This is a genomic window from Micromonospora sp. WMMD1274, assembly GCF_049179035.1.
GTDB lineage: Bacteria > Actinomycetota > Actinomycetes > Mycobacteriales > Micromonosporaceae > Micromonospora > Micromonospora tulbaghiae.
Genome location: NZ_JBMHMG010000001.1, coordinates 1,085,981 through 1,098,504 on the forward strand (window position 1 = coordinate 1,085,981; position 12,524 = coordinate 1,098,504).

The following is a 12,524-nucleotide window of genomic DNA, read 5'->3' on the forward strand; positions in this document are numbered from 1 at the left end:
GTCGGTCCGTCGACTCAGCTGAAGGAGTCGCCGCAGGCGCAGGAGCTGCCCGCGTTGGGGTTGTCGATGGTGAAGCCCTGGGCGTCGATCCGGTCGGCGAAGTCGATGGTGGCGCCGGCCAGGTAGGGGGCGCTCATCCGGTCGACGACGACCTCGACACCGTCGTAGTCGGTGACGACGTCACCGTCGAGCGAGCGCTCGTCGAAGAACAGCTGGTACCGCAGGCCGGAGCAGCCACCCGGCTGCACGGCGACCCGGAGCCGCAGGTCGTCGCGGCCCTCCTGCTCGATCAGGGCCTTGACCTTCTGCGCCGCGACGTCGGTGAGGACGACGGTGCTGGGGGCCTTGGCCTCGGTCGACTCGGTCTGCGCTGGCGTGGTCACGTGGAAGTCTCCCTGCGCGGTATGAGGTCCGGACGTCCTGGCCAACGCCGCACGTCCGCCAGTGATTCCCGGTGTGGTCCGTCTTTCGATCGTACGCCGCCTCCGGCGTCACCACCCGGCGGCGTGACCAGCGGAACCGGTCAGCGGCTCCACTGCCGCGCCAGGCGGGCGCCGAGCGCGCGCAGCCCCTCGGCCGGACGGGTCATCGCCGCGTCCACTCCCCCGTGCTCCTCGCCGCCGAAGTGCTCGACCAGGCTGTGCGCCTCGGTGACACCGGCCGCTGCCGCCTCCCGCCGCCCGGTGCTCACCCGTCCCGCCAGCACCACGCAGGGCACGCCCCGGTCCCGGGCCGCGCCGGCCACGCCGGCGACCACCTTGCCGCGCAGCGACTGGTGGTCGAACGAGCCCTCACCGGTGATCACCAGGTCGGCCGTGTCGAGCGCGGCGTCCAGCCTCACCGCGCGGGTGACCAGCCCGATGCCGGACTCGCACCGGCCGCCGAGCGCCAGCACCGCCGCGCCGAGCCCACCTGCGGCGCCGCCGCCGGGCAGCGCGCCCAGACCGGGCGGGCAGCCGGGCAGCAGCTCCGTCAGCACCTCCGCCCAGCGGGTCAGCGCGGCGTCCAGCAGCAGCACGTCGGCCCGGTCGGCGCCCTTCTGCGGGCCGAAGACGCTGCTCGCGCCGTGCAGCCCGAGCAGCGGGTTGTCCACGTCGGTGGCGGCGACGAGCGTCGCGCCGCGCAGCCGGGGCTCCCCGTCGAGCGCGGCCGCCCCGGCGAGCGCCGCGCCGCCGTACGGCAGGGCCCGGCCGGCGCCGTCCAGCGGCGTGACGCCCAGCGGGACGAGCATCCCGGCGCCGCCGTCGTTGGTGGCCGAGCCGCCCAGCCCCACCACCACCGTTCGCGCGCCCGCCTCGACTGCGGCGGCCACGAGCAGCCCCAGCCCGTACGAGGTGGTGGCCTTCGGGTCGCGTTCGGCGGCGGTGAGCAGGTGCAGCCCGCACGCCTGCGCGCTCTCCAGGTACGCGGTGCCGTCGTCGGTGAGCAGGATCTCACCGGCGGCCGGGCGGCCCAGCGGATCGACCGTGGGCACCGGCACCCGGCGCCCGCCCAGCGCCCCGGCGAGCACGTCGACGAACCCCGGCCCGCCGTCGGCGAGGGGCCGGACCAGCAGCTCGTCGCCGGGGGCGACGTCACGCCAGCCGTCGGCCACCGCGGCGGCCACCTCGGGGGCCGGCAGCGTGCCGGCGAACTTGTCCGGACAGAGCAGCACGCGCATGCGCAGCAGTGTGGCAGGCCACATCGGGGACGGCTGCGCCGTGGTCGCGCTGTGGGACCATGGGGGCGTGACTTCGACCTGGGTTGAGCCGTCCAACACCGCCACGGCGCTGCTGCTCCTCGGCCGCGGCAGCGACCCCGCCACCGAGCGTGGCGTGGAGTGTCCGGGTGATCTCCCCGCGCCGAGCGACCCCGACCTGGTGGCCCGCGCCGCCGCCGCGAAGGCCGCGCTCGGCACGAAGGTGTTCGTCCTGGGCCACCACTACCAGCGCGACGAGGTGATCCAGTTCGCCGACGTGACGGGCGACTCGTTCAAGCTGGCCCGGGAGGCGGCGGCCCGCCCGGACGCGGAGTACATCGTCTTCTGCGGCGTGCACTTCATGGCCGAGAGCGCGGACATCCTCACCTCGGACGCGCAGAAGGTGATCCTGCCCGACCTCGCCGCCGGCTGCTCGATGGCCGACATGGCGGTGCTGTCGCAGGTCGAGGCCGCGTGGGACACGCTCACCGACCTGGGCATCGCGGCCGAGACCGTGCCGGTGACGTACATGAACTCCTCGGCCGACATCAAGGGCTTCGTCGGCCGCAACGGCGGTGTGGTCTGCACCTCGTCGAACGCCAAGCGGGCCCTGGACTGGGCCTTCGAGCAGGGCCGCAAGGTGCTGTTCCTGCCCGACCAGCACCTCGGCCGCAACACCGCGGTGCTGGAGATGGGCTTCTCGCTCGACGACTGCGTGCTCTACGACCCGCACAAGCGCAGCGGCGGGCTGACCCCGGAGCAGCTGCGCGACGCGAAGATGATCCTGTGGCGGGGGCACTGCTCGGTGCACGGCCGCTTCACACTCGACAGCGTCGACGACGTACGCGAGCGGGTGCCGGGCGTGAACGTGCTGGTGCACCCGGAGTGCCGCCACGAGGTGGTGAACGCCGCCGACCTGGTCGGCTCGACCGAGTTCATCATCAAGACGATCGAGGCGGCCCCGGCCGGCTCGGCGTGGGCGGTGGGCACCGAGCTGAACCTGGTACGCCGCCTCGCGCTGGCCCACCCGGACAAGCAGATCATGTTCCTCGACCGGGCGGTCTGCTACTGCTCGACGATGAACCGGATCGACCTGCCGCACCTGGTCTGGGCGCTTGAGGAGCTGGTCGCCGGGCGTGTGGTCAACCAGATCACCGTCGACCCGGACACCGCCCGACACGCCCGGTCCGCGCTGGACCAGATGCTCGCCCTCCCGGGAGCCTGATCACCGTCGGTGACCCCGCTGGCACGGAAACGCACCGGACACCCCGGTTCGTGCCCTCGCTGGCGATGTGACCGATTCCATTCCCGTCACGGAGGGCTATGCTGCCGGGGCGACGACACACGCGGCCCGTTTTCCCATGACCGCGTTCCGGGTAGCGATGAACTTCGTGCACCCATCACTAGACACGGCAGCACCCAACGCGCTGGAGGTTGCGTTGACCGACGACGTCCTGGTCGTACACGGAGGCACTCCGCTTGAAGGGCGGATCCGCGTGCGCGGCGCGAAGAACCTGGTGTCCAAGGCGATGGTGGCCGCCCTGCTGGGCGACACACCCAGCCGGCTGTTCGACGTGCCGCGTATCCGTGACGTCGAGGTGGTCCGCGGTCTGCTCGGCCTGCACGGCGTCAAGGTCAGCGACGGCGACGAGGAGGGCGAGCTCGTCTTCGACCCCACCAACGTCGAAAGCGCCAGCACCGACCAGATCAACGTGCACGCCGGGTCCAGCCGGATCCCGATCCTGTTCTGCGGCCCGCTGCTGCACCGGCTCGGCCACGCCTTCATCCCCGACCTGGGCGGCTGCCACATCGGCCCGCGCCCGATCGACTTCCACCTCCAGGCGCTGCGCGAGTTCGGCGCAACGGTCGAGAAGACCCCGGAGGGGCTGCACCTGTCCGCGCCCAACGGGCTGCACGGCACGAAGTTCGCGCTGCCGTACCCGAGCGTGGGCGCCACCGAGCAGGTGCTGCTCACCGCGGTGATGGCCGAGGGCGTCACCGAGCTGCGCAACGCGGCGGTCGAGCCGGAGATCATCGACCTCATCTGCGTGCTGCAGAAGATGGGCGCGATCATCAAGGTGCACACCGACCGGGTGATCGAGATCCAGGGCGTCAAGAAGCTGCACGGCTACACCCACCGGCCGATCCCGGACCGGATCGAGGCGGCCAGCTGGGCGGCGGCGGCGCTGGCCACCCGCGGTCACGTCGAGGTGCTGGGCGCCCAGCAGGCCGACATGATGACCTTCCTGAACATCTTCCGGTCGGTCGGCGGCGAGTACGAGGTCACCGACCTGCGCCCGCCGCGCGGCGGCAGCCCCGGCCAGGAGGGCGGCATCCGGTTCTGGCACCCGGGCGGCGAGCTGAACGCGGTGGCGCTGGAGACCGACGTGCACCCCGGTTTCATGACCGACTGGCAGCAGCCGCTGGTGGTCGCGCTCACCCAGGCCCGGGGCCTGTCGATCGTCCACGAGACGGTCTACGAGCAGCGGCTCGGCTACACCGAGGCGCTGAACACGATGGGCGCCAACATCCAGGTCTACCGGGACTGCCTCGGCGGCACCCCGTGCCGCTTCGGCCGGCGCAACTTCAAGCACTCCGCGGTGATCGCCGGGCCGAGCAAGCTGCACGCGGCCGACCTGGTCATCCCGGACCTGCGGGCCGGGTTCAGCCACCTGATCGCGGCGCTCGCCGCCGAGGGCACCTCCAGGGTGTACGGCGTGGACCTGATCAACCGTGGCTACGAGGACTTCGAGGCCAAGCTGGCCGACCTCGGCGCGCACGTCGAGCGTCCCTGACCGTCCCGCTCACTCGTCCGGCCGCGCCCGGTGCACCCGTGATGTGCACCGGGCGCGGCTGGTTGGCTACCCTTGCCGCGTGCCGTCGCTGTTTCGCCGCAAGTCCGCCGACCTCGTCGAGGAGTCCGTCACCACTGTGACGACCGACGAGGAGTCCGCCGCCGCCCGCCCCCGGGGCTACACGCCCAGCAAGAAGGAACTCGGGCAGCTCACGCCGAAGCGCCCGGTCGCCGGCCGCCGGCCGACCGCGCCGGCCAAGCCGCTGACCAAGGAGGAGGCCCGCGCGCAGCGCCGCGCCGCCCGCGCCGAGGCCGCCGCCGAGTTCCGCCGCGAGGGCGGCCCGCGTGACCGGGGCCCGGAGCGGCTGCTGGCCCGCAACGTGGTCGACTCCCGGCGGACGATCGGCACCTGGTTCTTCGGCGGCGCGCTGATCGTGCTGTTCGGCTCCAACCAGGCCATGCCGCCGATCGTGCGGCTGCTGTCGAACGTGCTGTGGGGCGCGCTGGCGCTCGGCGTGCTGATCGACTCGGTGCTGATCTCCCGGAAGATCAAGCGGCTGGTCCGCGAGCGTTTCCCGAAGAGCACCGAGAAGCTCGGCTCGCTCTACTTCTACGCGATCATGCGGTCGATCACGTTCCGCCGGATGCGCGCGCCCGCGCCCCGGGTGAACATCGGCGACAAGGTCTGACCGGCGCGACCCGGACCGATCGGCCCCTCCCGCCCCTGCGGTGAGGGGCCGATGTCCTGCCGGGAGCGGCCCGGGCCGCCCGCGCGACGCCCCTGCGGGCCGCGCCGACGCCGCGCTCAGGCCACGCCGAGCAGGCGCAGCACCGCGGTGGTGGCCGCGGCCGCGACCACGACCAGCACGAACGGCGCCCGGCGCCACGCCAGCAGCAGGCCGACGAGCACACCGGCGGGCCGGGCGTATCCGGCGAAACCGCCGGCCTCGGTGAGCGCCGCGGTGGCGGCGAGCGCGGCCAGCAACGTCGCGGCGCCGACCGGCAGCAGGTGACGGGCCCACTCGGGCAGGTCGAGCCGGTCCCGCAGCAGCACCCCGGCGACGCGGAAGCCGTAGGTGCCGGCGGCCAGCGCGAGGATCACGGCGATCAGCACGAGACCTCCCCGGCCCGCACACTCCGACCATCAGCCGCCACGTCCGGCACGGCGACCGGACCGCCGCCCGGTGCGGCGTCCGGGCCGGACGGCACTCCGGACAGGCCGGCGGACGCGGCGGGTGGGCCGGGCGGCGCGGCGGGTGGGCCGGGCGGCGCGGCGGGTGGACGGCGGCGGGCCAGCAGGGGCAGGGCCAGCGCGGCGAGCGCGAGCAGCACCGGCAGCCCGGCCGGCAGCAGCGGGGTCGCCAGCACTGCCAAGCCGGCGCCGAGGAGCGCCACCCGGCGGGTCTCCCGGTCGCGCAGGCTGGGCAGCAGCAGGGCGGCCAGCCCGGCGGGGAACGCGGCGTCGAGTCCCAGGGCGGCCGGGTCGCCGGCCGCGCCGCCGGCGAGCACGCCGAGCGCGGTGCCGGCGTTCCAGGCCAGGAACAGCAGCACCCCGGCGAGCCAGAACGCCCGGCGCCGTTGCGGCCCGGCCGGGCGGGCCAGCGCGAACGCGGTCGCCTCGTCGGTCATCAGGTGGCTGCCGAGCAGCCGCTGCGCGCGCCGGGTGCCGAGCGCACCGCCGAGGGCCAGACCGAACGGCAGGTGCCGGGCGTTGAGCAGCAGGCCGGCGAGCACTGCCGCCAGCGGGTTGCCGGCCACGACGAGCCCGACGGCCATGAACTGGGCGCCGCCGGCGTAGACGAACGCGGACATGGCGAGCGTGGCCCACACGGGCAGACCGGCGGCCACCGCCACGGCGCCGAACGACGCGCCCACGGCGAGCATCGCCGCGCCGATGGCGGCGACGTCGCGGAGCGCCCGGGCGTCGCCCGTTCGGTATGCCGTACGCATGTCCATTATCCTGAACGGGAGCACGCTGGTTCGTCAAACCGAACAAACCGACCGATGGAGCGAACAAATGGCGATCGACCCCGCTCCCCCACTCGCCACCATCGCCGCCGCGCTGCGCCGCGAACGCGAGCGGGCGGGCCTGTCGCTCACCGAGCTGGCCCGCCGCGCCGGGATCGCCAAGTCCACCCTGTCCCAGCTGGAGTCCGGGTCCGGCAACCCCAGCGTGGAGACGCTCTGGGCACTCGGCGTGGCGCTGGACGTACCGTTCAGCCGCCTGGTCGAACCACCCACCGCCGCCGTCCGGGTGGTGCGGGCCGGGCAGGGGCCCCGGATCCGGTCCGAACACGCCGACTTCTCGGCCACCCTGCTCGCCGCCGGAGCGCCGCACGCCCGCCGCGACGTCTACGTGATGGAGCTGGAACCCGGCGCGGTACGGCTCGCCGAGGCGCACACCCCGCGCAGCGTCGAGCACGTAGTGGTCGCCGCCGGCCGGATGCGCGTCGGTCCCGAGACCGACCTGGTCGAGCTGGAGCCCGGCGACTACGCCACCTTCCCGGGCGACACCCCGCACCGGTACGAGGCACTGGCCCCCGGCACCTTCGCCGTACTCGTCATGGAGCACCCGTGACGGCGGACGGCCCGGCCGGGGCGCGGTAGAGCCGGGTCACCACCTCCTCGATGTCCGGCTCCACGATCGAGATGTCCCGCAAGGTGGTCAGGCCGGCCAGCCCGGCCACCACCTCGGCGACGCTCGCCCGTTCCAGCGCGAAGACCAGCCGCCGCCCGTCCGCCTCCACCCGCTGCACCGGCGCGCCGGGCAGCACCGGCGGCTCGGGCAGCGCCGCGTCCAGCTCGGCGACCACCATCCGGCGCGAGCCGTACCGGCGGTGCAGCTCGGCGATCGACCCGTCGTGCACCACCCGCCCGTGGTCGATCACCACGAGCCGCCGGCACAGCCGTTCAATGTCGGCCAGGTCGTGCGTGGTGAGCACGAGCGTGGTGTCCCCGGCCCGGCCCAGCTCGGCCAGGAAGCCGCGCACCGCCTGCTTGCTCACCACGTCCAGGCCGATCGTCGGCTCGTCCAGGAACAGCACCTCCGGGCCGTGCAGCAGCGCCGCGGTCAGCTCGCCGCGCATCCGCTGACCCAGCGAGAGCTGCCGGACCGGGGTGTCCAGGAACGCGTCCAGGTCGAGCAGGCCCCGGCAGCGGGCCAGCCGGGCCGCGTGCGCGCCGGCCGGCACCCGGTAGACGTGCCGCAGCAGGTCGAACGAGTCCCGCAGCGGCAGGTCCCACCACAGCTGCGAGCGCTGCCCGAACACCACCCCGATCCGCAGCGCCAGCCTGGTCCGGTCGGCCACCGGCCGCAGCCCGCACACCCGGGCCCGCCCCGCCGACGGTGTCAGCACGCCGGTGAGCATCTTCAGCGTGGTCGACTTCCCGGCGCCGTTCGGCCCGATGTAGCCGAGCATCTCGCCGCGCTCCACCCGCAGGTCGACCCCGTCCACGGCGGTCACCGTCCGCTTCTCGCGCCGCAGCGGCCCGGCCTTCACCCGTACCGTGAACTCCTTGCGCAGCCCGTCCATCTCGATGACGCTCATGACCCCGTACTCCGGTAGTGGCGGACCCCGACGCGCCAGGCCAGGGCGGCCAGCGCCGCGGCGACCACCGCGACGCCCGGCGCGGCCCAACCCGCCCACTGCGGCAGGCCGAGCGGGTCGGCGCGGCCCAGCAGCGCCAGCGCCGGGTGGTAGCTGACGAAGGCGAACCCCATCCCGTACGCGAACAGCGCGCGGAACCACCCGCCGTACACGGTGACCGGGTACGAGGTGAAGTCGCGCCCGCCGTAGGTGACCGCGTTGGCCAGTTCGCCGGAGTCGACCCAGTAGAACGACACCGTGGCGGTCAGCACGAAGACCGAGCCGAAGAAGACCACCGCGGCCAGCGGGGCGACCACCGCCAGCGCGACCCGGCCCGGCGTCCAGTCGATGCCCGCCGAGACGAGCGCGAACAGCAGCACTGCCAGCCCGAACACGGCCCGGGACAGCTTGCGCAACGGCAGGTCCATCAGCAGCAGTTGCGGCAGCGCCCCCAGCGGGCGTACCAGCACGGCGTCGAAGAGGCCGGTGCGCACGTACCGGGGAAGCCGTTCGATGTTGCCGACCAGCAGGTCGGCGGTGGCGAAGCCGCACGACGACAGGCCGACCACGACGAGCGTCTCGCGCAGCGTGAAACCGCCCAGCTCCCGCGTCACACCGAAGATCACCAGGACGGTGACCACGTCGAACACGGTGGCGCCCACGTTGCCGACCAGGTCCACGACGAACGAGGTGCGGTACGCCGCCTGCGAGCGCGCCTGCGCACCGAGCAACGCCCGGTACGCCCGTAGCTCAGCCAGCTCAGCCACCCTGGGCGCGCTGCCGCGCTCAACCACCCTGGACCACCAGACGACGCTCGGCGCGGCGCTGCACCAGCCGGCACAGCGCCAGCAGCAGCACCGCCCAGCCGGCCTGCACCCCGACCAGGGTGAGACCGACGGACATCGGCTCCCGCTCGACGAGCACGTCCAGCGGCACCTGGAGGATGCTGGGGAACGGGGTGGCGTACCGCAGGACCGCCTCCAGCGGGCCGGGCAGGAAGCCGAGCGGGAAGTAGAGCCCGGCCAGCACGCCGGAGCCGAGCGTCCACAGGATCATCGGGCCCCGGACGTCCTGCAACCAGTACGCGGTGGCGTTGACCAGGTAGCGGCAGCCGAAGCAGACCACCACCGCGAGCACCGCGGAGAGCAGGAACAGCGGCACCGTGGCCCAGTGCCGGGGCACGTACACGGCGAAGAAGAACGGGCCGACCACCAGCGGCGGCACCAGCCGGACCAGCGACGCGAACCCGGCCCGGCCCAGGTCGGTGGCGAGGTAGCTGGTCACCGGATGCACCGGCCGCAGCAGATCGGCGGCCACCTCACCGGTACGGATCCGGTCGGCCAGATCGGTCCAGCCCCAGATCGCGATCACCGCCAGCAGACCCTGGCCGGCCCAGACGAACGTGGCGAGCTGCGCCCGGTCGTAGCCGGCCACCGTGCCCGCCGCACCCGTCGCCGCGAGGAAGATGTAGCAGCGCAGGAAACCGAACACGGTGTTGGTGCACAACCCCGCCACGGCGGCCTGACGGTAGGTCGCGTGCCGACGGAACCCGGCCGCCGCGATCGCGCCGAATGTCCGAAACCATGGGGTAACGTGTGCGCCGGTGGGTGGTGCCACAGTGGCGGTGACCGAGCCCACGCCGTTACCCTCCTTCCGCAGCCACGACGTGCTGGACCGGGCGACTGTACCGGCACGTCCGGCGCCCCAGCGCGAGATTTTCCAATGAGGTGACACCGCCGTGAGCGAGCGACGCGAGCCGGCCCCGGGGCCGTCCCGCGCGAGCGGCGGGAGGGGTTGCCGATGAGTGGCTGGGGCAGCTGGCGCGAGCCGGCCGAACCGGCCTGGGCCGCCGAGCCCACCCACGAGTGGCAGCCGCAGTTCCCCGGGCAGCGCTACCCCGGTGACATCGGCATCGAGAACCTGACGCCGCGTCCTCGCGCCGTGGTCGGCCGGGCCGAGGTACGCCCGGTCAGCCCCGCGCCCGACGCGGACACGTACCCGGTGAGCCCCGCCGGTCCCCGGCCCCCGGCGCACGAGGGCGGGCGCCCGGTGAGTCCGGCGGGCCCTCGCGACGCCCACCCGGTCAGCCCGGCCGCCGGTCATCCGGTCGGTCCGGCCGGCCCGCGCGGCGGTGAGCCCGTCAGCCCCGCCGGCCCGCACGGCGCCTACCCCGTCGGTGCCGGTCCACGCGAGGCGCATCCGACCAGTCCCGCCGGTCCACGCTGGGCGGACCCGGTCAGCCCGGCGGGCCCGCGTGACGCGCACCGCGCCGGCCCTGTCGGTGCGCCGGACGCGTACCCGGTCAGCCCCGCCGGTCCACACGGCGCATACCCGACCAGCCCGGCCGCCCCCCGCGAGGCGTACCCGATCAGCCCTGCGTTCCCGCCCGGCGTACACCCGACCAGCCCGGCCGGGCCACGCGGCGCGCACCCGGACGGAACGGCGGGCCCACGCGACGGTCATCCGGACGGACCGCCAGGACCGCGTGGCGCGTATCCGGACGGACCGACAGGGCCACGCGGCGGGCACTCAGCCGGGTCGGCCGGGCCACGCGGCGCGTACCTGGACGGGCCGGCGGCCTCGCGCGGGGCGTACCCGACGGGTGCCGCCGGTCCCGGCGGACGGCGCCCCGCGGGGCCGGACGAGCGGCGCGGGCATCCCGACAGCCCCGGCGCGGACGGCCGCCGGGATCTCCTGCCCGGTCGGGACGGCGGCGAGCGCCGGCCGGCCGGCCGCCCCGGTCCGCCGCCGGAGCGGCTCGACCAACGCTGGGTACACCCCGAGGGCGCACCTCGCCGGGCCGCCCAGCCGGGCTGGATGCCGGAGCCGAACGAGACCCCGCACCCCGCCCCGCACCGGCCCGACCGCCCGGCGGACGGCAGGCGCGCCCCGGCCGACGGTCGCCCGGCGGCTTCCGGCGAGCGATGGGGCACGCCACCCGATGCTCGCCGGGACCACTCCCCCGGCGGGCGCCGCGAGCCTTTGCCCGACGGACGCCGTGGCCCCTTCCCGGAGCCGTCACCGAGCGATCCCGGCCGTGGCCGGCGCGGTCCCGGCGTCGACCGGCGCGACGATGCCGTGCCGCCGCCGGAGCGGAACGCGGCCGGCTGGAGCGACCCGGCTCGGCGTGAGCCGGGCTGGGGCGAGCCGAGCCGGCGTGATCCCGGCTGGGGCGGGCCGGGCCACGACGGACGGCGTGAACCCGGCCCTGACGGCTGGCGCGAGCCCGGCCCACGTCCCCCGGCCGACCGGCGCGAACCGGCGGGTGGCCGGTGGGACGACCGTGCGCCGGGTCGCGAGGCCGCCGCATACCCGGACACCCAGCGCCGGGCACCCGAGAACGGGCGGCCCGCGCAGCAGGGCGAGCCCGACCGGTACGGCGCACAGCGACACCGTCCGGCTGACCCGCAAGCCACCGCCCCAGCGCGGCCGGGCACCGACCAGCGTTGGCAGCGCCCACCGGCCGACCGGCCCCGCCCGCACCAGGGCGAGTGGCCCATCGTCGAGCCGCGCCCCCGGCCGGAACCCGACGCGCACCGGCCCGACGAGCGGCACCGCCCGTCCACGGATCGACCGGTACCGTCCCGGCCCCCGATGCCGCCCGCCGACGACCCGCGGGACGGTTTCGTTCGCCCGGACCCGCGCGACGCCCGGCCTGCGAATGCGGGCGGACAGCCCGACGGCACCGGTCCGCGTACGCAGCCCCACCCCACCCGGCCGCCCACCGCCCCGTCCCGCCCGGACACCGTCCCGTCCCGTCCCGAGGCCGGCCGAGCGCAGCCGGAGCAGGACCGTCGCCGGCCGGACGATGCCGCCGCGCGTCCCGATTCCCGGCCGCAGCAGTGGCCGGTACGGCCCGACGACCGTCCCCGTCCCGCCCCGTCGGGGCCGGATCCGCTGTCGGCACCGCGCACGCCCGTACGTCCCGGCGACGGGGCGCTGTCGGCCGGCAACGCCCCGCTGCGGCCCGTGCCACCTGCCGATGCGGACGAGCAGCGGCGGATGCCGGCACCGGACCCGCGCGACGCGCCTTCCGGTCAGCCGCCCCGGGTACCCGCGGCCGGCACGCCTTCGGGTTCCACGTCCGGCGTGCCCGCTTCCGCGAGCCCGGTGACCAGCGCACCCGTCCCGGGTATGCCGGACTCCCGCAGGCCCGTCTCCGGCCCGCCCGTCTCCGGCGGGCCCGCCTCGGGCACGCCGCTTGCCGGCGCACCGGTCTCCGATTCGGCCACGCCGGTCGTCGGCTCGCCCAGCCACGGTGCGCAGGCTCCGATCGGCACCGGACGGGCGGAGCGAAGCGAGGAGTCCACCCGCACCACGCCGTCGCGGGGACGGACGGAAGAACGTCAGGGCCCACCTCCGGTCGATCCGGCCCAGGCCGCGTCGGCCCGTCCCGCGCCGCCGGCGTATCCCGGCCCCATTCCTGCCCACCCGACCGTGCCGACTGCGCCGATCGAACCGGCGG

At 75.2% G+C, this 12,524-nt stretch carries 14 protein-coding genes; 4 read left to right on the forward strand and 10 right to left on the reverse strand.

The features are described 5' to 3' along the window. Positions 1–14 precede the first annotated feature (14 nt). Positions 15–383 carry an iron-sulfur cluster insertion protein ErpA gene (gene erpA, locus ACN27D_RS04525; RefSeq protein ID WP_120568749.1) on the reverse strand — a complete coding sequence of 123 codons (369 nt, stop codon included), beginning with the start codon at positions 381–383 and terminating at the stop codon, positions 15–17. Between the two features lie 140 nt (positions 384–523). Next, entirely contained in the window at positions 524–1,684 is a 1,161-nt protein-coding gene (locus ACN27D_RS04530) for a glycerate kinase (RefSeq protein ID WP_358172583.1), read from the reverse strand. A 43-nt stretch (positions 1,685–1,727) separates the two neighbouring features. Between ACN27D_RS04530 and nadA the strand changes: the two genes are divergently transcribed. From nadA to ACN27D_RS04545, 3 genes are all read left to right on the forward strand, one after another. After that, positions 1,728–2,903, forward strand: coding sequence for a quinolinate synthase NadA (gene nadA / locus ACN27D_RS04535; protein ID WP_421498579.1), 1,176 nt, complete (start codon positions 1,728–1,730; stop codon positions 2,901–2,903). 214 nt (positions 2,904–3,117) lie between these two features. Then, the gene (murA, locus tag ACN27D_RS04540) at positions 3,118–4,473 is read left to right on the forward strand and encodes a UDP-N-acetylglucosamine 1-carboxyvinyltransferase (RefSeq protein WP_120568748.1); all 1,356 of its coding nucleotides are present in this window, start codon (positions 3,118–3,120) and stop codon (positions 4,471–4,473) included. Positions 4,474–4,552: 79 nt separating this feature from the next. Then, positions 4,553–5,161 (forward strand): DUF3043 domain-containing protein, encoded by a 609-nt coding sequence (locus ACN27D_RS04545; protein ID WP_120568747.1) that lies wholly within the window; start codon positions 4,553–4,555, stop codon positions 5,159–5,161. A gap of 116 nt (positions 5,162–5,277) precedes the next feature. Here ACN27D_RS04545 and ACN27D_RS04550 read toward each other — a convergent pair whose 3' ends face one another. Beyond that, a complete protein-coding gene (locus ACN27D_RS04550; protein ID WP_091421090.1) occupies positions 5,278–5,586 on the reverse strand; it encodes an AzlD domain-containing protein in 309 nt (102 codons plus the stop codon). Next, positions 5,580–6,422, reverse strand: a complete 843-nt coding sequence (locus tag ACN27D_RS04555; protein WP_421498580.1) for an AzlC family ABC transporter permease — start codon at positions 6,420–6,422, stop codon at positions 5,580–5,582. Before ACN27D_RS04555 ends, ACN27D_RS04550 begins: the two co-directional genes overlap by 7 nt. 67 nt (positions 6,423–6,489) lie before the next feature. On the opposite strand from ACN27D_RS04555, the gene ACN27D_RS04560 reads away from it, so the two are divergent. Then, complete coding sequence (locus ACN27D_RS04560; RefSeq protein ID WP_013287712.1) at positions 6,490–7,050, forward strand: helix-turn-helix domain-containing protein; 561 nt, start codon at positions 6,490–6,492, stop codon at positions 7,048–7,050. Here ACN27D_RS04560 and ACN27D_RS04565 read toward each other — a convergent pair. The 6 genes from ACN27D_RS04565 to ACN27D_RS04590 form a co-directional block, all read right to left on the reverse strand. Beyond that, positions 7,034–8,020 (reverse strand): ABC transporter ATP-binding protein, encoded by a 987-nt coding sequence (locus tag ACN27D_RS04565; protein ID WP_350816332.1) that lies wholly within the window; start codon positions 8,018–8,020, stop codon positions 7,034–7,036. The two genes, ACN27D_RS04560 and ACN27D_RS04565, sit on opposite strands and share 17 nt — an antisense overlap. Further along, positions 8,017–8,817, reverse strand: a complete 801-nt coding sequence (locus tag ACN27D_RS04570; RefSeq protein WP_030273041.1) for an ABC transporter permease — start codon at positions 8,815–8,817, stop codon at positions 8,017–8,019. The genes ACN27D_RS04565 and ACN27D_RS04570 overlap by 4 nt, the downstream gene beginning before the upstream one ends. Positions 8,818–8,845: 28 nt before the next feature. Further along, on the reverse strand, positions 8,846–9,697 hold the full coding sequence (locus ACN27D_RS04575; RefSeq protein ID WP_308212789.1) for an ABC-2 family transporter protein: 852 nt from the start codon (positions 9,695–9,697) through the stop codon (positions 8,846–8,848). 891 nt (positions 9,698–10,588) lie between these two features. Beyond that, positions 10,589–10,837, reverse strand: a complete 249-nt coding sequence (locus ACN27D_RS04580) for a hypothetical protein (protein WP_421498581.1) — start codon at positions 10,835–10,837, stop codon at positions 10,589–10,591. A gap of 240 nt (positions 10,838–11,077) precedes the next feature. Continuing rightward, positions 11,078–11,614, reverse strand: coding sequence for a hypothetical protein (locus ACN27D_RS04585; protein ID WP_421498582.1), 537 nt, complete (start codon positions 11,612–11,614; stop codon positions 11,078–11,080). A 482-nt stretch (positions 11,615–12,096) separates the two neighbouring features. Continuing rightward, on the reverse strand, positions 12,097–12,369 hold the full coding sequence (locus tag ACN27D_RS04590) for a hypothetical protein (protein ID WP_421498583.1): 273 nt from the start codon (positions 12,367–12,369) through the stop codon (positions 12,097–12,099). Positions 12,370–12,524: the final 155 nt, after the last annotated feature.

Excerpts from the sequence above, each read along its gene's own strand:
- ACN27D_RS04530 (WP_358172583.1), bottom strand. The coding sequence starts at position 1,684 with ATGTGGCCTGCCACACTGCTGCGCATGCGCGTGCTGCTCTGTCCGGAC.
- ACN27D_RS04555 (WP_421498580.1), bottom strand. The coding sequence starts at position 6,422 with ATGCGTACGGCATACCGAACGGGCGACGCCCGGGCGCTCCGCGACGTC.
- ACN27D_RS04560 (WP_013287712.1), top strand. The coding sequence starts at position 6,490 with ATGGCGATCGACCCCGCTCCCCCACTCGCCACCATCGCCGCCGCGCTG.
- ACN27D_RS04565 (WP_350816332.1), bottom strand. The coding sequence starts at position 8,020 with ATGAGCGTCATCGAGATGGACGGGCTGCGCAAGGAGTTCACGGTACGG.